Below are 17,182 nucleotides of genomic sequence, written 5' to 3'. Positions count from 1 at the left end.
ATCAGCCCTTTCGCAACCACCCGTCCCCTGCACCCGTGCCCCGCCCCTGCGCCTCGAAGCGGCCGGCCGCGGGGCCACGTGCAAGTCCCTGATCCGGAAGCGGACCTGTCCGGTTCCGAGTGAGGACAGAGGTGGGGACAGCGGAGGACAGGCCACGGATTCCCCGCCGGGCCCCGTGCCACTACGTGCCAGGCACAGGGGTGAAGAACGGTCACTTCGAGTGTTGCGCTGCCATCGGCAAACGAGGTGCCGGGACGGGGTTCCAGCTGGTCGGCGGCATAACCGGCGATCAGATGCCGGGAGATTCCCGGGCTCAGAGCGCGAGTTCGATTCCCGTCACCCGCTCTTCCACGAAGCCCCAGGTCAGAGACCTGGGGCTTTGCCTTTGCCCGCCATCAACCATCGGCGCGCGAGGCGCTGACGAGACCGTGCTCGTAGGCGGTGATGACCAGTTGCACACGGTCGCGCAGGCCCAACTTGGTGATGGCTCGGGAGATGTGGGTCTTCACGGTCAAGGGGCTGATCACCAGTGCGGCGGCAATCTCGTCATTGGACAGCCCTTCCGCCACCAGTCTGACCACCTCGTTCTCGCGTGCCGTCAGCGCACGCAGCGTTGCGGCGGGCCGGGGGCGGTGCGCGAAGCGCTCGATGACGCGGCGGGTGACGCCCGGCGACAGCAAGGAGTCACCCGACGCCACGACCTCGACAGCCCGACGTAGTTCAGCCGGTTCGACCTCCTTGGTGAGGAACCCGCTCGCGCCTGCTTGCAGCGCCTCGAAGACGTGCTCGTCGGTGTCGAACGTGGTCAGGATGATCACCTTGGCCGTCGGCAACTCGGCCAGGATGCGGCGGGTGGCCTCGATGCCGTCCATGCCCGGCATTCTGATGTCCATCAGCACGACGTCCGGCCGCACCAGGGCGGCCTGCCGTACCGCTTCCGCCCCCGAGGCGGCCTCACCGACAACGGCCAGGGACTTGGCGCGGCCAAGCAGGCTGCGGAACCCCGCCCGCACGAGCGCCTGGTCGTCGGCGAGCAGCACACTGATGGTCATGGTGCCAAGCCTGTCACGTGGTCCGTCAGAGGCAGGAGGGCCCGTACGCCGAAGCCCTTGCCGGCGTCGATGCGCAGCGTTCCCCCGAGGGCCGTGACGCGCTCGCGCATCCCGGTCAGTCCGTGCCCTTCCGTGAAGCCCGCCGCTGAGCGCCCGTCGTCGGTGACCGTCACCTCCAAGGCTCGCGTCCGGGCCTGCACCCGGATGGTGAGGCGCCCGGCGTCGGAGTGACGCAGGGTGTTGACCACGGCTTCCTGGACGACTCGGTAGGCCGTGAGCGCCTGGGCCGCCGGAACGGCATCGGGGTCACCCTCCGAGTCGTAGCGCACCTCCAACCCGGCAGCCTCGGCCTGCGAGACCAGGCCGGCCAGGGACTCCAAGCCGTGTTGCGGCACGTCGCGGAGCTCACCCACGAACGCCTTCAAGTCGGTCATGGCCTGGTTGCGCACGACGATCGCGGTGCGCAGAGCGGCGCGCGCCTCCGCGGGCGAATCGTCCAGAGCCTCGACGGCGACGTTCAGGTGGACACCGACGACGGCCAGGGTGTGGGCGACCACATCGTGGACCTCCCGGGAGATGATCAGCCGCTGCTCGACCAGCCGGGTCTGTTCCAGTTGCAGGAGGCGAGCCTGATGCTCGGCTCGCCAACGGCCGTACTGGCGCCAGGAACTCGCCGCGGCCGACACCAAGGCCAACCAGAGCAGCTCGACGCCACCCCGGGCAAAGGCTTCGGAGGAATCCAGCCCCTGCAAGGCCAGGCCGCACGCCAGGGTGAGGGCACCGGCAGCGGCGGCCCAGCCCGGGCGGCTGAGCGCGGCGGTGAACAGGGCGACGGATAGAGGCCAGACCGAACCGCCCTCGAACAGGCCGGCTATCTGGTAGCCGACGAGCGCGGCTGCGGACAGGCCGAGCACGAGCACGGGACGGCGTCGGCGGACCAGCAGCAGACCGCCCAGGATCATACCCAGGCCGAACGTGCCGTGCCACGACGGCGGTGCGCCCATCGCGGAGGGACCTGCACCGATACCCACGGCGGTCAACAGCGCCAGGGCCAGGTCCACCAGCCGCGGGTGCCACCTGGTCTGCGGGCGGGGGCTCACTTGGCGATGCCTGACGTCATGCGCCTCATCGTGCCCGACGCCGAAGGCCGGGACTTCGCCGCGGTGGCGGCCACAGCCAGCCAGGCCAGATTCAGGGCGAGGACGATACGTTCGACCAGCCCCAGAGGGGCCGTATGAGTAAGGGCAGCCTTGTCCACCAGCGCCACGGCGAACAACACGAACGCCACCGATGACGCCCACGCGAGCACGGTCAGCCCACGTGCCTTCGACGCCCACGCCGGTTCGCGCCGCCATTCGACGGTCAGCCGGACGATAGCGATCGCCAACGCGAGGAATCCCACCCAGGCCGCGACTCCGTGCACCCCGTCGGAGACCGAAGGGCGGCTCCAGTTGCCCGGCGGGTCCGCCGGAAAGACAGCGGTGACCAGTACGCATCCCGCCCAGCATCGCAGCAGCCACCCACCCCATCCACTGCCGGTGACCCGGACGGCCACGGCCGCCGACCCGACCGCGACCGCCAGCAGGCCGACGGTCACCAGCCAGCCGTGCGGCAAATTGACGTATCTGCTGATCGTCTCAGCCAACGGGTCGTATCCCCTGTTGACCGCATCGGACGCCGCGAAGGCGAGGACGGCGACGGCAAAGCCTGCCAGAGAGAATGTCTTGGTCATAGGGCCAGACGGTAGGTCCGGCCTCCCTCCTGGGACATCGCCCCCGACGCGTCATTCGAGCCTGCGCCAGCGGAGTACACGACTACTCCGATCGATGTACGACCAGACGAAGGCCGTCGCACGCTGCCCGCCCCTCCGCCGTCTCAGCCTCAGGTCCGAAGCTCCCCGCCAGGCCGGCGAGCCCGCGAGCCGCACCGGCGGTGGTCAGGAGGGGGAACCCCTGCGGTTGCCGCCCATGCCCGAACACACGCCTCAAGCACTCAGGTTGGTGATTCAGGACCACACGCCGCACCTCCTCCCGGACTTCGAGGCCCACTGGAGGAAGCGCGCATCGGCGACGCCTTCAGCATCACCCCCGTGCCCGCCTTCATGCGCCTGTGGTGGACGCAGTACGCCATCGCCCGGAACCCCGTCCTCGACTCGCGCCTCGCGACCTCGAAGCCCGCGCAGCCGAGTCCGAGGACCCCGAGGAGTCCATCCGGCCTCTGGAGGAGTACAGCCGCCTCCGGCACGAAGCCACCGCGAGGAAGCCCGGAGAGTGATCGACGAACCACTCCGGCCGCCTTGGCAAATGGACTGGACGAAGCAAGCGCAGCACGACTTCCAGGACATGCCCGCCGAAGCCAGCGACCTGGTCATGAGTGCCCGTGCGACCAGGTGGCGGAGCTCCGCAAGATCACGAACGACGTCTCCGGCTATGCACGAGCCTGAGGGTCCGGCTCCGCTGAGCCGGAAGAGCCGCTCCACCGACCTCGGCTATACCGTGTCCGCCGTGACAGAGGAGAACGAGTGGGGGCTGCGGCCGCTCGCGCCAAGCAAGGTCAACCGCCTCCGGGAGCTCGCCGCAGCAGCTGCGGCGGACCTGGCCCGATCCGGGCTCGTCATACTCGGCCAGGAGAATCAGCAGCAGGAGGTGTCGGGCGGCGGCCTGAGAGTCGAAGTGGATGGATTCGACGACGCCGCAGGCGGCATCTGGCTCCACTGGGAGGTACACCCCTCCCTCCGGAAAGCAACGATCGAGGCTCTGCAGGGGCAACGGCTTGACGACCCGGTGATCGCAGCTGCGGGCCGTATCCACGAGCAGATGGCATCGGCGCTTCTCGAGATGCTGGGGGCACTTGGATACGCCGCGGCGGCGAGCGATGACGACTACCGGCCCTTCGCGATCAAGGTGCTCTCGGCTGCGAAGTCCCGGGACAGCAGTCGGCCCTGCTAGGGGCTGTCCCGTAAAGCATCTCCGGCCGCCCCTTGCGCCGCAGCATCTCGAACGACGGGGCTGTGCAAGGGTGTCCGCGCGTTTCGGTGCTTGTCGACAGACGTCGGTCGCCTGGCTCGGACAGGGAAGCTCAGCGGCCGAGCAACCGGTTGAGCCCCTTCCTGGGGGGTGCGGGCGGATCCTGCCCCTTGATCTCCTCTTCCATGAGGACGAGCTCGCCGGTGCTCACGCGGAAGTGCGTCTCTTGGTAGCCGCTTTTCATCTTCACCAGCCATGTCCCGTCAGGCATGCGGAACACGCTCCGGTATGGTCTGCTGCCGGCCTTGAGGCGCTTCGCTATGTATTGCGGAATGTGGCTGCTGGCAAGTTCCTCAGCTCTGACCTCGGCTGCTGCCCTGTCTCCGTCGACATGTTGGGTAGCTGCCAGATGCCAACGATGCAGGCTGAGGACTTTCCCCTCAACGCTCTCGAGCTCGGTTGTGTCCTCTTCGATGAAGACGTACGAGGAAGGAGTAGTCATAGTCGGCGAGCATAGGAGCCGTTGGTTGCGCTGGTCTGCCAGAGCTCGCGGGCAAATTTTATGATCTTGGTGTGTCTCGAGTGATCACGGCGTCGGAGCCGTCCTGGACAGCCCCGTTCACCGGGCTGAGCCCGCGCTGCTTCGGCAAGTTGATGACCGTGGTGCGCCGTGAAGTCGCTGACGAGCCGCGACGTGGACGGCCGTGGAGTCTGCCGTTGGAAGACCGGGTGTTGCTGGTCGCGGCGTGCTGGCGCACAAACTTGACCCTGCGCCAGCTGGCTCCGCTCTTCGGTGTCTCCAAGTCGCCGGCCGACCGGATCATCGACCATCTCGGGCCCAAGATCGCGCTCCGGCCGCGCAAGCGGTTCGCGAAGGACACCGTGCTCATCGTGGACGGCACTCTCGTGCCCACCCGTGACCACGTGGTGGCCGCGCAGTCGAAGAACTACCGCTACTCCACGAACCACCAGGTCGTCATCGATGCCGACACCCGGCTTGTCGTGGTCGTCGGCCGGCCGCTGCCCGGCAACCGCACGACTGCAAGGCATGGGAGGAGTCCGGAGCGAAGGACGCCATCGGCAAGACGATGACCATCGCCGACGGCGGCTACCCGGGAACCGGCCTGGTGATGCCCCACCGCCGCCGAGCAGGTAAAGAACTGACCGACTGGCAACAGGCGCATAACACCTCCCACAAGCAGGTCCGGGCTCGCGTCGAGCACGCCTTCGCCCGAATGAAGTGCTGGAAGATCCTGCGTGACTGCCGTCTCAAGGGCGACGGCGTCCATCACGCCACGCTCGGCATCGCCCGCCTGCACAACCTCAACCTCGCCGGATAAGCGGCAGGACCCCGCGACGGCCGGCCCCACCCCGACCACAGTGAAGATTATTTACGGGACAGCCCTTGGGAAGCAGCGCCTGCGGGGCCGCAGGAACCGCCCACCGAATCCCCAAGTCCTGATCACGAAAACAGTGAGTCCGAACTCAGCCGACGACGTAAACGAGAGTCCCCTTTGTGGCAAAATCCCACAGCGCTGTGCCGTCCGCGACGCTCTCGCGAATCGCGCCGGTCTTCACCGAGCTGTCCGGTGCGGGAGAGGCCCCGTCAAGGGCGTTCGAAAAGGCCGATCGTTCTCCGAAGTAGACCGCGTGCTCAATTCGCACACCGTCGCCTCCCGTACCTTCCGCACGGCGGAAGGTCACCGGATACTCCCCCTCCGCCGGAGGCACATTTCCCGGCCACACGGTGAAGGTGCGGGTGACGGACTCACTCTCGGAGAGGAGCCAGACCCTTTTCTGGGAGAGTGAATAGACGATCCGCCGCCCGGCTCCGGAGTCATCGGGGACCTTGTACGTCTTGGGCTTGGTGGCGGAAGGCCGAGGCTTCGGACTCGGCTTGGAAGGAGCGCTTGCGGCGTTCTCTGAAGGGATGTTCCCGGAAGCCTGCACCGACAAGAAGGAAATTGCGGCGAGGGCGCCGGACAGCAATCCGATGATCCAGATACCGGGGGATATCCTGCGGCTCGGCACCAGACTGCTCCCTCTATGTCATGCTCTGCCCTTTACGGGGCAGCGTTCACGATGATCAGCCTATCGGAGCACCGGAACCTCGGTGGAGTCACGTGACGCCCAGTTCGTGGTGACCGTCGAAGAGTGAGACAACTCGCCGGTAGCGCCGGTGAGGAGCGGTCAGCGAAGGTGCCGTTGCCACGCTCGAATCCGAGAAGGGTCCGCCCTTTCGGCAGCGCAGGTGAGACCTGTTTGCTGCCTGAGGACCCGGCACGTCACCCCCGGACAATCCGCGAGCCCACCCGCCCTCGGGCACGTTGTGGCTCCTCCGGCCCGGTCACCAGTGACAAGGTGAGCCGCCCGTGGCGTCTGAGGAGTGAGCGGTTCGCGAGAGCGCGGCCGGCAGGGGAGGACACGGATCGCATGGGCGCCTTCGGCGGCAGACACGAGGACCGGCTGGCGGAGTTCCAGGAGTTCGCGACCACGGCCGGCCCCAGGCTCTTCCGTACTGCGCTGCTGCTGACCGGCGGGGACTGGCACCAAGCGGAGGATCTGGTGCAGACGGCGCTGGCCAAGGCCTTCGCCTCCTGGGGGCGTGTGCGGCGCGCGGACAACCGGGACGCCTATGTCCGCACCGCCCTGGTCCGTGTCCATCTCTCTCAGCGGCGGCTGCGGCGCAGCACGGAGCGGCCCGTCGAGGCGGTACCCGACAGGGCGTACGGCGTTCCTGGTGACCCGGCCCTGCGCGTGGCGCTGCTCGCGGCCCTGGCGCAGCTGTCGCCCAAGGACCGGGCCGTGCTGGTGCTGCGCTACTGGGAGGACCGCAGCGTCGAGCAGACCTCCTCGGAACTCGGTCTGCGGCCCGGCACGGTGCGCAATCGCAGCATGGCCGCCCTGGCCAGGCTCCGGGAACTGCTCGGCAGCGAGCGCGAATCGCTCACCGCGATCTGAGAGAGGGACAGGGACGGACATGGCGCTGGACGAGCACGGGCTGAGCAAGATCATGGGAGAGGCCGTCGGCGACGTGCGGCCGCCGACGCGCGCCCTGGTCGACGGAGCGACGCGGCAAGGCAGGCGGATGCGCGGCCGACGCCGGATCGCGGTCGCGGCGGGCGTACTCGCGGTCGTCGGGGCGGTGACGGGAACGTCGTTGCTCGGCGCGCACTTCCCGACGTACACGGACCGTGTGGAGACACTTTCGGCGGGCCCGGGTGCCGAGCCGGGCGAGGTGAGGATCCCCGACTTCTCGAATCTGCCTGAGAATCCGCAGCCGCCGGCCGGGACGGAGCGGATCACGGGGCGGGCGGCCGTGCAGACCCTGAAGGAGCTGATGCCCGAGGGACGGACCTCGGGGTACGAGAGCCGGCAGGGTCCCCTGTCGGCGTACGAGGTCTACGGCCGGCTCAACTCCGGCGGCTGGCCGGCCGGGGCGGAGGTGCAGGTCAATCTGCAGCCGGGCTTCGGGCGCGACATGTTCGTCCAGCAGGACGGTGCGGATCGGGCGAGCACCTTGAAGGGGTTCTACTCCTGCGAGCACCGCGCGCCGGAGGTCGGGAGGATGTCCGCCTGCGGGGTCTCCAACCTGAGCGACGGCTCGGTTCTGATGGTGTACGAGGCCCGGTCCGGGCTGCTGCTGAGTCGCCACGCGGATCTGCTCCGTACGGACGGGACGCGGATCCTCGTGGGCACGTCCAACGGCGCTGACGTCGAGGGCGGGCCCGTGGTCGCTCTCAAACCGCCGCTGAGCCTTGCCGAGTTGCGGGACATCGCGACGAGTTCGCGATGGCAGTGCTTCGTAGACCCGCAGGTCAACGAGACGGCGAAGAGTCTCACGCCGCACACGGACCGGAGCCGGCACTTCCCGGCCGACGGCTCGGTCCCGGCCCACGGCACGGTCCCGGTCGACGATTCCCGGAGCACCGCGACGGAGCCGTCCAGCTCGACCAGGCATTGACCGCCGAAGCGGGGCCTCGCCGACGACGGCCCGAAGCGCCGGTACGTCCGGCCGATCACTCCTCGGCCAGGGGACACCGACACCGTCGACAGCACCACCTGCGAGTGGACCGCCGCCGCTGCGTCCAGCTGGACGCCTCCAGGGCGGTGCTGACGACCGGCGCGGGTGGTGAGACAGCGGCGCGGGTGGCGACGACCGGCGCGGGTGGCGAGAGCCGGCAAGCGCCGACGACCCGGCAGGTACCTCGCGGGCGCCGAAGGACCGGCGGGCACCGAAGGACCCGGCAGGTACCTCGCGGGCACCGAAGGTGCCGGGATTCCCGTCAGAGCTGGGCCGGGCCCCTGTGCCGGTCGAAGCCTGGTGGCGTCCGGACGCCGCAGGGCCGGCGTGCGCGGCTGACGGAACCGGGTAACGTCTTTGCCATGTTCTTCCAGGTGCCGATTTACGAGTGAGAGCGTGATGGGCCCCTGCGGACGCCCCTCGACGTCATCGCGCCCGTCCCCCGGTCGATGAATCCGTAGATCACTTCACATCATTCCCGGAGAACCCATGACCGACAGCAAGAACATCAACAACCCCGTAGGCATGGGCGGCGGCCAGCGCAAGAGGCAGTCCCGCGCCGAGCGGCAGAACAACGGTCCGCACCGCAACCTGGACCGCAAGAGTGCCGCCGACCAGAAGGCGGAGCTGGTGCGCAAGATGCGCGAGAAGTCAGGCGCGGGCGCAGGCGAGGCCGCAGCCGGAGACGCCGGACAGACGGGCGACGACACCTCGCAGAGCTGACACCCCGCGCCCTTGGGGCGGGACACACCGCCCCGCCCCCTGGCCGAAAGCCCGCCGGGCACAGGTGGCCGCCCGCAACTCCTGTAGCGCTGACTATCGTTGGAGCCATGGACGTCTTCGATGAGCTGTTGCGGGGCGTGCGGGGGAAGGGCGCGGTGTTCGGCCGGTCGGTGCTGTGGCCACCCTGGTCGCTCCGGTTCCCCGACGGCGCCCACCTGACCCTGTGCCTGCCGCTGCGCGGTGCCGGGTGGATCGTCCCGGAGGCCGGGAAGGCACGGCACGTGGCGCTCGGCGAGGCCGCGATCGTCCGGGGGCCCGCACCGTTCTCCTTCAGCGACGAACCGGTGCACGGCACGGGGACGGAGCAGGCGGCCGGCGCACGGGAGGTGCACTGGGGCGAGGACGCGCCCTCCCACGCGGACATGGACCTCGAACTCAGCGGCCCCACCGTCCTGTTGGCTGCCGCCTACGACATCCGCACCCAGGTTCCTCAACGGCTCCTCCGCGCTCTGCCACCGGTCCTGGTGGTGCCGGACGAGCAGGACTGCACGCCGATACGGGACTACCTGGAGGCGCAGATCGGCGGCGACCGTCCGGGGCACCAGATCGTGCTCGACCGGCTGCTCGACTGGCTGCTCGTGTGCACGCTGAGGGACTGGTTCGACCGTCCGGAGGCCGAGCCACCCGGGTGGTACGGCGCGCTCGCCGACGAGGTGGCAGGCCCCACCCTGCGCGCGATCCACGAGGATCCGGCGCACCCGTGGACGACGGCGGAGCTGGCGAGCCGGGCGGGAGTGTCGAGGACGACGCTGGCGAAGCGGTTCACGGAACTGGTCGGGGACGGCCCGGTGGCGTATCTGACCGAGTGGCGGATGACGCTCGCCGCCGATCTGCTGACCCGCCCGGAACTGACGGTGGCCGCGGTGGCCCGGCGGGTCGGCTACGCGGACGCGTTCGGCTTCAGCTCGGCCTTCAAACGGCTGCGGGGCGAGAGCCCGTCCGCGTACCGGCAGGAGGCCGCCACCACCCGTCTACGGGACCGCCCCGTGCCGGGGGGGGGCTGACCGGCCGGAGCGGAGGGACGAGCCGCCCCCGTGGTTGAGGGGTGCGGGCGTGGGGATGGAGTGGGGATCGAGGTGCCGGGGGATCTCCGCGGCCCTGCCGCTCCCCCGCCCCGGCTCCCCTCAGTCCCAGACACCCTCCGCCGCCGCGGCTCCCCTCAGTCCCACACACCCTCCGCCGCCGCGTCACGGGCGAAGTCGGCGATGTCGCGGGGCGGGCGGCCGAGCGCCCTCGGCACACCATCCGTGACCAGGGCCTCCTGACTCGTGCGGATCGGTTTCATCGCGGCGGTCCACAGCGCGGCCTCCTCCTCGGGCATCCCCTGTGCCACCAGCCCGGCCCGGAAAGCGGACTCCTCCAGTTGGACGTAGGCGGCGCGTGCACCGGTCACCTTCGCGATCTCGTCGAGTACGTCGTCGATGCCGAGCGCCCGGGGGCCCGACAGTTCGTACACCTCGCCCTCGTGGCCGTCCTCGGTCAGAGCCGCGGCGGCCACCGCCGCGATGTCGTCGGCGTCGACGAACGCGGCTCTCCCGTCACCGGTGGGCAGTGCGAGTTCACCGGCACGGACACCGTCCAGGAAGACGCCCTCGCTGAAGTTCTGGGCGAACCAGCCGGGCCGCAGGATCGTCCAGGCCGCGCCGGAGGACCGGACGGCCGTCTCGCCCTCCAGGTGCGGGCCGCCGTCGTCGTAGGAGGAGCCGAAGTAACCGGGCACGTCCACGCCACGCGCCGAGAGCAGCACCAGCCGTCGCACCCCGGCCGCGACGGCCTGCTCGACGAAGGCCGGTGTCGGGGAGGGCGAAGTGTCCAGCGGGACGATGTAGACGGCCTCCACCCCGTCGAGGGCCGCCTGCCACGTGGCCCGGTCCTCCCAGTCGAACCGGACGTCCCCGGAACGTGAGGCCGACCGGGTCTCCACGCCCAGCTCGCGGAGCCGGGCCACCGTCCTGCGGCCGGTCTTCCCGGTTCCCCCGATCACCAGCACGGTGCCGGAGGTCCTCGGGGTGTCCTTACGTGTCGTGCCTGTCGGTGTCATGCCGTAAAGCCTGGCGGCGCGGGCGGCACACTGCCATGCCTCACCGTCCGGAAGGGATGTCCGCGCGTCCGGCCGGTGCCGTGCCGAGCCCGGGGGCCGGCGGCTCCGCCGCGGAGCCGCCGAGAGCATGTCGGGGGCGGGCCTCGCTCACCGCACGGGGAAGCCGAAGGAGTACCCCTGCTCCTTCAGCCAGGGCAGCACCTCGCGCAGCGCGGCCAGCGTCTGGGAGCGTTCTCCTCCCGCGTCGTGGAAGAGGACGGTCGGCCCGTTGGAGATCTCACGCTTGACGGTGGCGACCATGGTGTCCGCGCCGGGGTGCTCGAAGTCCTTGGTGTCGACGTTCCATCCCAGCGGGCGCATTCCCCGGGACGCGGCGAGCTGGCGGCTGTACGGGGTGAACGCACCACCGGGGGCCCGGTAGTACTGCGGCCGGACGCCTCCGGACGCTTCGGTGATCATGCGTTCGGCATCCAGGATCTGCTGGGACTGGTACGCCTCGGACTTCTTGTCCATCGCGGTGTCGTGCGAGACCGTGTGGTCGCACAGCCGGTGCCCGGCCGCCACGACCTTCCTGACCAGGTCGGGGTACGCCTTGGCCTGGGTGCCCACCATGCAGAACGTGGCCTTCACGCCGCTGTCCTGGAGCAGTTCGAGCACCTGGGGCGTCCAGACGGGGTCCGGGCCGTCGTCGATGGTGATGTTGACGCCCCGGGGGCCCCGGTCCGAGGCGTGCGCGATGTCCGCCGACACCTTGGCCACGGCAGGCGCCGCGACGCGTGCCGGCGGCCTCCCTTCGGAGGGGCCTGCCTGCGCGGTCCACACAGAGGTCGCGGCGGCCAGCACCGTCACCCCGAGCCCCGCCGCGAGGAGCCGGCCGTGCCATCCCCTTCCCTTGTGCCTTGCCATGGTTGCCCGCCCCTTTGCCGCCTGCGCCGATGCCGTGCCCCCATGAAGTCACACGAACGTCCCCGCAAGCACCCTCTGTTACTGATCGCGGACGAACCCGCAGGAGGCCGACGACAAACGCGGGAGTTCCGCGACAGACGCGGGGCGGACACGACGAAGAGCCCGTCAGCAGGCTGACGGGCTCTTCGTTACGGACGACCGAGGACCGACCTGTCGTCAGGTCAGATCGTCGGTGTGTCGTCGACGATCTCCTTGTGCGGTTCGATGATGAACTTCCAGCCGTCGCTGGGCTCCAGGAACCGCACGCGGGTCGGGTAGATGTCCAGTGCGCGGCGGTCGCGGTTCTGGTTGTTCGTGTTCTTCCGCCCCCGGGCCGGCTCCTCGTACAGGTCGACCTTGACGTCCGGCACCGCGACGGTTTCCTCGCTCCAGCGCTGGACGATCCCCGCACCGAAGGCATCCCGGGCGGCGGCGTAGAGCGAATCCAGGGATTCCTTGTTGCCGCCGGGCACGAAGAGGGCGAGGTTCAGGAGGACTCCGGCGCTCTGGAGGACCTCGATCTCCTCTCCCGCCTTGTCGGCGATCCAGATCCCGGGCTCTTCGGCATTGTCCGGGAGAACATGGATCTCCTTGCCGAAGACCGTCCTGGCGACGAAGGACCCTCCCTCGAAATTCTTACCCGGCTCCGTGAGGAAGGCCGGGGCGTAGCAGTCGAGAGGAAGGCCATCCATCTCTGCCGAGACGAAGATGGCGTCCTGGAGGCCCAATTCCGAAACATCTCCGGCCGCAAGACGTCGAGCCGTGACCTTCTCGGTGTTCACGCCATTCCCCTTTTTTCGTGGCGTCCTGTGAATTCATTAGGACTATATCACGAAAACAAACAGCCGAGCGGGAGGCGAAAGGCGACCCCCTCCGGCCGGAACCGGCGACTGGAATACTCACCGGCGCCGGAGACTTACCGGGTGAACCGGGCGATATCGTGGAGCCAAGGCTTAATATATTCCAGGAGGTCAGGCAGACACATCCTCGACCGATTACGCGACGATATCCGCCGCGGCACCGCAGCGATCCGGAGAGGGTGCCCGGATTCATCCATCCGGACCGGGCGAGAGTTTCCCTGAATGCGGATGGCGGGTGACTCCGGCCAGGGGGTCGACCGGGCGACGAACAGCCCCGGACCGTCATCGCAGACGAGCTCCCCGCCGGCCTGTACGCGGGGTGGAACCGCCGGCACCCTCGGGGTCCTCGACGGAAAGCCGCGCTGCGGCGAAGGGCGGACTGCGCCGGGGGCAGGGGAACGCCGCCGCGACCGGCAGGCCCGACCGTCCGCCACCACTCCGGCGGGTGCCGAGCGGTGGGCGTCACCGCCGCACCCCCGTCGCTCCCGGAACCGATCTCCTCCCTCAGCCACGCCCCTGTTCGCCGGTACGACCGCATTTCCCGCAGGAGCCGTACTGGGCAGCTCGGACCGACACGCGGATCGAGCCGGGCCAGTTCACGCGAAACGCTCCGGAGACGGCAGGGGAATTGCCCTGAGCGTATTCGGCGGCCCGGTCATTTACCTCTGGTCACCTCACGCGGCAGCGCTCGCGGAACACCTCTGCGGGCACCGCCGCAGAGCAGCGGATGGAATTCGTACGCGATTCGACAGCGAGCTGGCACGTAAGTGCCGAATTCACTCCCGATCGACCGCACACACGCCGACGGCACTGACGATTCCCCGCCACACCCTCTGCAGGACCGTCCCATCGACCCGGAATTCAGGAGATCGGAAGGCATTTCGGACGAAGAATTGATAATCGCTGTTCCCCAACTGCTGCGGAAGGCGGATGACGGCGGCACCCGCCACCCGCCGTACGGTCTTCTCCGACCAGCGCACCGCATGGCTCCGGGTGTCATCCGCCGACGGTCGGACCGCCACGGCCCCGGCCGGACGGAGCCTGGGCGACGCTCGGAGGACCACCTCCCCACATGGTCGTCATCGTGCCAAGGACCTGTGGCCGCGAGGGTGATCCGGTCGGGGCTTCCCACCCGCCGGAGGTGGACCGACGGGGAGCAGGTTGAGAGGCTGACGCCGGGCCCCGCCTTCACTCAGGGGCGCCACTCAGGGGGCGAGATGACGAACAGGTCCGGCCGGTGGGCGGGTCCGCATTGGAATCTGGTGAGCGTCGTGCCGCTGGGCGCCTTGGTGATCGTCGCGGACAACGCGATCACGCAGGTCCTGGCGGTTCTGGCGCTCGTACTCGCGGCTGCCCGCTACGGGCGTGAGTCGGCGACGCGGAGCCGCCAGGACGGAGCGCGGTCAGCGAAGAGCGCGGGCCCTCCGGGCGGCACGAGCCCCGAGGTCCTCTGTGCGCGCACGGTCCAGGTCGGCGCCGGCCTGGACCCGAACGGCGGGGCCCCCGCCGTCCCGGGCCCCGCCGGCCGACCTGTCGACGAGGACGGTCAGCGCCTGGCGAACTTCCGCGTCAACCTCGTACCGGCGGTGCTTGCTCTGGCCAATCCGCCGTGGCAGCAAGCGGTGTGGCTCGATCCGTCGAGGTTCGAGAACGTGGACCACATCTTTCACGTGCTCTTCGACGACTTCTGCGACGCCGACCGTCCGGAGGGGTACCTCGGTATCAGTCTGCGCACGCCCGAAGAGGTGGACCTCATGCGCCGGCTGGGCAGAGCGCTGACCGCCGCAGAAGCCGGCGCCCTGGACGACACCGACGACGCATACCTCCGGTCCGCGGCGTGGCCCGAGGTGGTGGCGGCCGCGGGCTGTCTCGCGGAGGTGATGGTGTCGAACGACCTGAGCGAACTTGTCACACTGCACAGCGCCGGTACCGAGGGGCGGCCCGGGCCCCACGAGCCGACCGGCGGTAGTGCGTGAACGGCGCCGTGCGAACCGCTCGCCCCGGCCAACCGGGTGCATCGCGGCGGCCAACTCCGCATAATGATGCGGTTGTTCCCCCGCCGTCCGATCTCGGAGGTCACCACGTCAGCTGATCAGCCGGTAGCCGGCCGCCGCCGGGACGTCCTCACCTGGGCCGGTCTGGACCCGGAGAGCCATCCCTTCGTCTGGAGCGAGGACGAGGAGATCCGGGTCACCGCTCTGGTCGTGCCCCTCGTGCCGACCGGAGAGGACGTCGGCTGGCAGGCGAAGCACCGGTGCGTGAACCAGGTGACGGAGCTCTTCGTCGGGCGGTACGGGGCCTGGGCGGCCGACTGGAACTGGAGCATCGGGGAGGGCGACAAGGACGGCGGTGTGGTCGGGGCCTGGTGCTGTTCGTCGCACTCGGTGGGTTCGCCGGAGGAGACCGCCGCCAAGGCCGTGGCCTCCCTGGTGGAATGGCGCGCCTGGCTGGAGGGCCTCGCCGCGGTGTTCGCCGAGTTGGCGCCGGATCCGGACGCGAGCCCCGAGCAGCGCAGTTGGCACCTGGAGCGCGCTGCGGTGCGGCTGGTGACGCGTGTGCTGGACCGTGGTGGTGCGGACAGCGGCTGGTACGGAGCGTGCTACCTGGTGCTGCAGTGGTTCCTCACCTCCTGCGGCATGGACCGCGCCGAGGCCATGGCTGTCGTCGCCGACGCCATCGGCGGACGCTTCGAGAGCTGGGTCGCGCCGGACCGGACACTCATCGATTCGGTCGGCGAGGACCTGGCCGTCGGAGTGACCGGGAAGCGGCCCTACCGCGACCACCGGGAGTACGGACACCTCGAGGACCGTCACGACCGGGGGCGGCGTGACCGCCGCTGAGGGCCCCCCGGACTCCCTGGCCGACTGGTGCAGGGTCAGGGCGGAGGTCGGCTGGGCGGAGCTCGGCACGGAAGGCGTCACCGGCCCGGTGATTCCGGCGGCCGACGGGGTCACCGCCTGGTGCGGGGGGCCGGTCAGCCGTCGCGATCCCGTACGGGCGCGCCGGTTGCTGGCCGCGTACGAGGCCGTGCGCGCCGATGCCGCCCGCGACACCGCCCGCGACAGGCCGCTCGATTTCGGCCTGTTGTCCGGATGGCAGCGGGTCGTGCTCGCCGTGCGTGACGCCCCGTTCCGCACGGGGGACGCGTACGCGAAGCGAGGGCGCGAGCGGTACGGCCTGACGGCCGGCACTCCCGGGGATTTCGCCCGCTGTCTCAAGGAGAGCGGGGACCGGACGGTGCCGTTGGAGGCGCGTGCCGCGCGGGCCTTTCTGGACGTGGCGTTCTTCCACCCCTTCGCCGACGGCAACGCCCGTGCCGCCCTGCTCGCGCTCACCTTCGTGCTCGCCAGGGAGCGTGTGTTCCTGGCGGAGGTGGAGCCCCTGCAGACCACGCGCTACGCGGACGACGCCGCCGGGGCCGCGGACCTCGCGCTCCTGGTCCGGATCCTCGTACGGAGGTCGGCGGAGGGTGCACGGGACGCCGGTGCGCGATGACGTGACCCGGGGCGGCCCCGGGGCGGCTCGTCAGGCCGCGTCCAGGTGGTTCACCGGGCCGCGTCCAGCCAGGGCCTGCGGCCCGGGCCCGTCGGGTGCGTCCCCGTGACGGCCATGACCACCGAGTAGAGGCTGGTCTCCGCGGTGATGAAGAGGCGGTTGCGCTTGGCACCGCCCCAGGAGATGTTGGCCACCGCCTCCGGCACGACGAGCCGTCCGATCAGCGTGCCGTCCGGGTCGTAGCAGTGCACGCCGTCGTCCATCGCCGCGACCCAGAGCCGCCCGCCGTCGTCGAAGCGGAGATTGTCGAAGCGGGCCGCGTCGCGGGCCGCCGCCTCGGCGAAGACCGTGCCGTCCGACAGCGTGCCGTCCTCCCGTACGTCGAAGACGCGGACGACGCCGGCCCGGGTGTCGGAGACGTACAGCTGCTGCTCGTCCGCGGAGAAGACCAGCCCGTTCGGCGCGCCGAAGCAGTCGGCGACCAGCCGCACCTCGCCGGTGGACGGATCGACGCGGTAGACGTTGTTGGCGCCGATCTCGCTCTCCGCGCGGTAGCCCTCGTAGTCGCTGGTGATGCCGAAGTCCGGGTCGGAGAACCAGACCGAGCCGTCGGACTTCACCGTCGCGTCGTTCGGGCTGTTCAGGCGCTTGCCCTGCCAGCGGTCGGCCAGCACGGTCACCGTGCCGTCGTGCTCGGTCCGCGTCACCCGGCGGTTGCCCTGTTCGCAGGATATGAGCCGCCCCTCGCGGTCGAGGGTGTTGCCGTTCGTGTGCCCCGCGGTGCACCGGAAGACGCTCACCGCACCGGTCTCCTCGTCCCAGCGCAGCAGCCGGTCGTTCGGGATGTCGCTCCAGACGAGCTGTCGCCAGGCGGGCACGTAGACGGGGCCCTCGGCCCAGCGGCAGCCCGTGTGCAGGAGCTCGAGTCCGTCGTCACCGTTCATGCACCGCCCCGAGCGGAAGCGGTCGTCGAAGCTCTCGTACAGCCCGGGGTACGCGCTGGCCATGTCCGTCCC

General features: G+C 69.9%; 17 protein-coding genes and 1 pseudogene. 9 read left to right on the top strand and 9 right to left on the bottom strand.

Annotated elements, in window-relative coordinates; all coding sequences use genetic code 11:
• Nucleotides 1-395: 395 nt before the first annotated feature.
• From ACIRJR_RS03355 to ACIRJR_RS03345, 3 genes are read right to left on the bottom strand one after another with little or no spacing between them, the layout of a single operon-like run.
• A complete protein-coding gene (locus ACIRJR_RS03355; protein WP_403773049.1) occupies nt 396-1,052 on the bottom strand; it encodes a response regulator in 657 nt (218 codons plus the stop codon).
• Entirely contained in the window at nt 1,049-2,152 is a 1,104-nt protein-coding gene (locus ACIRJR_RS03350; RefSeq protein ID WP_403773046.1) for a sensor histidine kinase, read from the bottom strand. Before ACIRJR_RS03350 ends, ACIRJR_RS03355 begins: the two co-directional genes overlap by 4 nt.
• Nucleotides 2,149-2,784, bottom strand: a complete 636-nt coding sequence (locus ACIRJR_RS03345) for a DUF998 domain-containing protein (protein ID WP_403773042.1) — start codon at nt 2,782-2,784, stop codon at nt 2,149-2,151. The genes ACIRJR_RS03350 and ACIRJR_RS03345 overlap by 4 nt, the downstream gene beginning before the upstream one ends.
• A 772-nt stretch (nt 2,785-3,556) precedes the next feature.
• On the opposite strand from ACIRJR_RS03345, the gene ACIRJR_RS03340 reads away from it, so the two are divergent.
• Nucleotides 3,557-4,000, top strand: a complete 444-nt coding sequence (locus tag ACIRJR_RS03340) for a hypothetical protein (RefSeq protein WP_403773039.1) — start codon at nt 3,557-3,559, stop codon at nt 3,998-4,000.
• 130 nt (nt 4,001-4,130) lie between these two features.
• Here ACIRJR_RS03340 and ACIRJR_RS03335 read toward each other — a convergent pair whose 3' ends face one another.
• Nucleotides 4,131-4,520: a hypothetical protein gene (locus ACIRJR_RS03335; protein WP_403773036.1), complete on the bottom strand. Its 390-nt coding sequence runs from the start codon at nt 4,518-4,520 to the stop codon at nt 4,131-4,133.
• Between the two features lie 71 nt (nt 4,521-4,591).
• On the opposite strand from ACIRJR_RS03335, the pseudogene ACIRJR_RS03330 reads away from it, so the two are divergent.
• Nucleotides 4,592-5,358: pseudogene (locus tag ACIRJR_RS03330) on the top strand (transposase).
• Nucleotides 5,359-5,503: 145 nt separating this feature from the next.
• Here ACIRJR_RS03330 and ACIRJR_RS03325 read toward each other — a convergent pair.
• Entirely contained in the window at nt 5,504-6,049 is a 546-nt protein-coding gene (locus ACIRJR_RS03325; RefSeq protein ID WP_403773032.1) for a hypothetical protein, read from the bottom strand.
• 402 nt (nt 6,050-6,451) lie between these two features.
• Here ACIRJR_RS03325 and ACIRJR_RS03320 point away from each other — a divergent pair, with 402 nt between their 5' ends.
• From ACIRJR_RS03320 to ACIRJR_RS03305, 4 genes are all read left to right on the top strand, one after another.
• Nucleotides 6,452-6,979, top strand: coding sequence for a SigE family RNA polymerase sigma factor (locus ACIRJR_RS03320; RefSeq protein WP_403773029.1), 528 nt, complete (start codon nt 6,452-6,454; stop codon nt 6,977-6,979).
• A 19-nt stretch (nt 6,980-6,998) separates the two neighbouring features.
• Nucleotides 6,999-7,982, top strand: coding sequence for a hypothetical protein (locus ACIRJR_RS03315; RefSeq protein WP_403773026.1), 984 nt, complete (start codon nt 6,999-7,001; stop codon nt 7,980-7,982).
• Between the two features lie 549 nt (nt 7,983-8,531).
• Nucleotides 8,532-8,765 carry a DUF6243 family protein gene (locus tag ACIRJR_RS03310; protein ID WP_403773023.1) on the top strand — a complete coding sequence of 78 codons (234 nt, stop codon included), beginning with the start codon at nt 8,532-8,534 and terminating at the stop codon, nt 8,763-8,765.
• A gap of 107 nt (nt 8,766-8,872) precedes the next feature.
• Nucleotides 8,873-9,829, top strand: coding sequence for an AraC family transcriptional regulator (locus ACIRJR_RS03305; RefSeq protein WP_403773020.1), 957 nt, complete (start codon nt 8,873-8,875; stop codon nt 9,827-9,829).
• Nucleotides 9,830-9,984: 155 nt separating this feature from the next.
• Here ACIRJR_RS03305 and ACIRJR_RS03300 read toward each other — a convergent pair whose 3' ends face one another.
• From ACIRJR_RS03300 to ACIRJR_RS03290, 3 genes are all read right to left on the bottom strand, one after another.
• Nucleotides 9,985-10,866 (bottom strand): NAD(P)H-binding protein, encoded by an 882-nt coding sequence (locus ACIRJR_RS03300; RefSeq protein WP_403773017.1) that lies wholly within the window; start codon nt 10,864-10,866, stop codon nt 9,985-9,987.
• A 147-nt stretch (nt 10,867-11,013) separates the two neighbouring features.
• On the bottom strand, nt 11,014-11,772 hold the full coding sequence (locus tag ACIRJR_RS03295) for a polysaccharide deacetylase family protein (RefSeq protein ID WP_403773014.1): 759 nt from the start codon (nt 11,770-11,772) through the stop codon (nt 11,014-11,016).
• Between the two features lie 221 nt (nt 11,773-11,993).
• On the bottom strand, nt 11,994-12,593 hold the full coding sequence (locus ACIRJR_RS03290) for a hypothetical protein (RefSeq protein ID WP_403773011.1): 600 nt from the start codon (nt 12,591-12,593) through the stop codon (nt 11,994-11,996).
• Between the two features lie 1,295 nt (nt 12,594-13,888).
• Between ACIRJR_RS03290 and ACIRJR_RS03285 the strand changes: the two genes are divergently transcribed.
• The 3 genes from ACIRJR_RS03285 to ACIRJR_RS03275 all read left to right on the top strand — a co-directional run bounded on the left by ACIRJR_RS03285 (nt 13,889) and on the right by ACIRJR_RS03275 (nt 16,166).
• A complete protein-coding gene (locus ACIRJR_RS03285; protein WP_403773008.1) occupies nt 13,889-14,647 on the top strand; it encodes a hypothetical protein in 759 nt (252 codons plus the stop codon).
• A 72-nt stretch (nt 14,648-14,719) separates the two neighbouring features.
• On the top strand, nt 14,720-15,511 hold the full coding sequence (locus tag ACIRJR_RS03280; protein WP_403773005.1) for a hypothetical protein: 792 nt from the start codon (nt 14,720-14,722) through the stop codon (nt 15,509-15,511).
• Nucleotides 15,498-16,166, top strand: coding sequence for a Fic family protein (locus tag ACIRJR_RS03275; protein WP_403773002.1), 669 nt, complete (start codon nt 15,498-15,500; stop codon nt 16,164-16,166). The genes ACIRJR_RS03280 and ACIRJR_RS03275 overlap by 14 nt, the downstream gene beginning before the upstream one ends.
• A gap of 50 nt (nt 16,167-16,216) precedes the next feature.
• Here the strand turns inward: ACIRJR_RS03275 and ACIRJR_RS03270 are convergent, their stop codons facing one another.
• Nucleotides 16,217-17,173: an SMP-30/gluconolactonase/LRE family protein gene (locus tag ACIRJR_RS03270; protein ID WP_403772999.1), complete on the bottom strand. Its 957-nt coding sequence runs from the start codon at nt 17,171-17,173 to the stop codon at nt 16,217-16,219.
• Nucleotides 17,174-17,182: the final 9 nt, after the last annotated feature.

This window comes from Streptomyces sp. NPDC102402 (assembly GCF_044765765.1).
Classification (GTDB): Bacteria; Actinomycetota; Actinomycetes; order Streptomycetales; family Streptomycetaceae; genus Streptomyces.
This window is presented reverse-complemented; position numbering and strand designations above follow the sequence as displayed.

Bases quoted from the DNA above. Each gene is read 5' to 3' on its own strand.
- ACIRJR_RS03355 (WP_403773049.1), bottom strand. From the start codon at position 1,052: ATGACCATCAGTGTGCTGCTCGCCGACGACCAGGCGCTCGTGCGGGCG.
- ACIRJR_RS03295 (WP_403773014.1), bottom strand. From the start codon at position 11,772: ATGGCAAGGCACAAGGGAAGGGGATGGCACGGCCGGCTCCTCGCGGCG.
- ACIRJR_RS03335 (WP_403773036.1), bottom strand. From the start codon at position 4,520: ATGACTACTCCTTCCTCGTACGTCTTCATCGAAGAGGACACAACCGAG.
- ACIRJR_RS03270 (WP_403772999.1), bottom strand. From the start codon at position 17,173: ATGGCCAGCGCGTACCCCGGGCTGTACGAGAGCTTCGACGACCGCTTC.
- ACIRJR_RS03310 (WP_403773023.1), top strand. From the start codon at position 8,532: ATGACCGACAGCAAGAACATCAACAACCCCGTAGGCATGGGCGGCGGC.
- ACIRJR_RS03300 (WP_403773017.1), bottom strand. From the start codon at position 10,866: ATGACACCGACAGGCACGACACGTAAGGACACCCCGAGGACCTCCGGC.
- ACIRJR_RS03285 (WP_403773008.1), top strand. From the start codon at position 13,889: ATGACGAACAGGTCCGGCCGGTGGGCGGGTCCGCATTGGAATCTGGTG.
- ACIRJR_RS03320 (WP_403773029.1), top strand. From the start codon at position 6,452: ATGGGCGCCTTCGGCGGCAGACACGAGGACCGGCTGGCGGAGTTCCAG.
- ACIRJR_RS03315 (WP_403773026.1), top strand. From the start codon at position 6,999: ATGGCGCTGGACGAGCACGGGCTGAGCAAGATCATGGGAGAGGCCGTC.
- ACIRJR_RS03305 (WP_403773020.1), top strand. From the start codon at position 8,873: ATGGACGTCTTCGATGAGCTGTTGCGGGGCGTGCGGGGGAAGGGCGCG.
- ACIRJR_RS03345 (WP_403773042.1), bottom strand. From the start codon at position 2,784: ATGACCAAGACATTCTCTCTGGCAGGCTTTGCCGTCGCCGTCCTCGCC.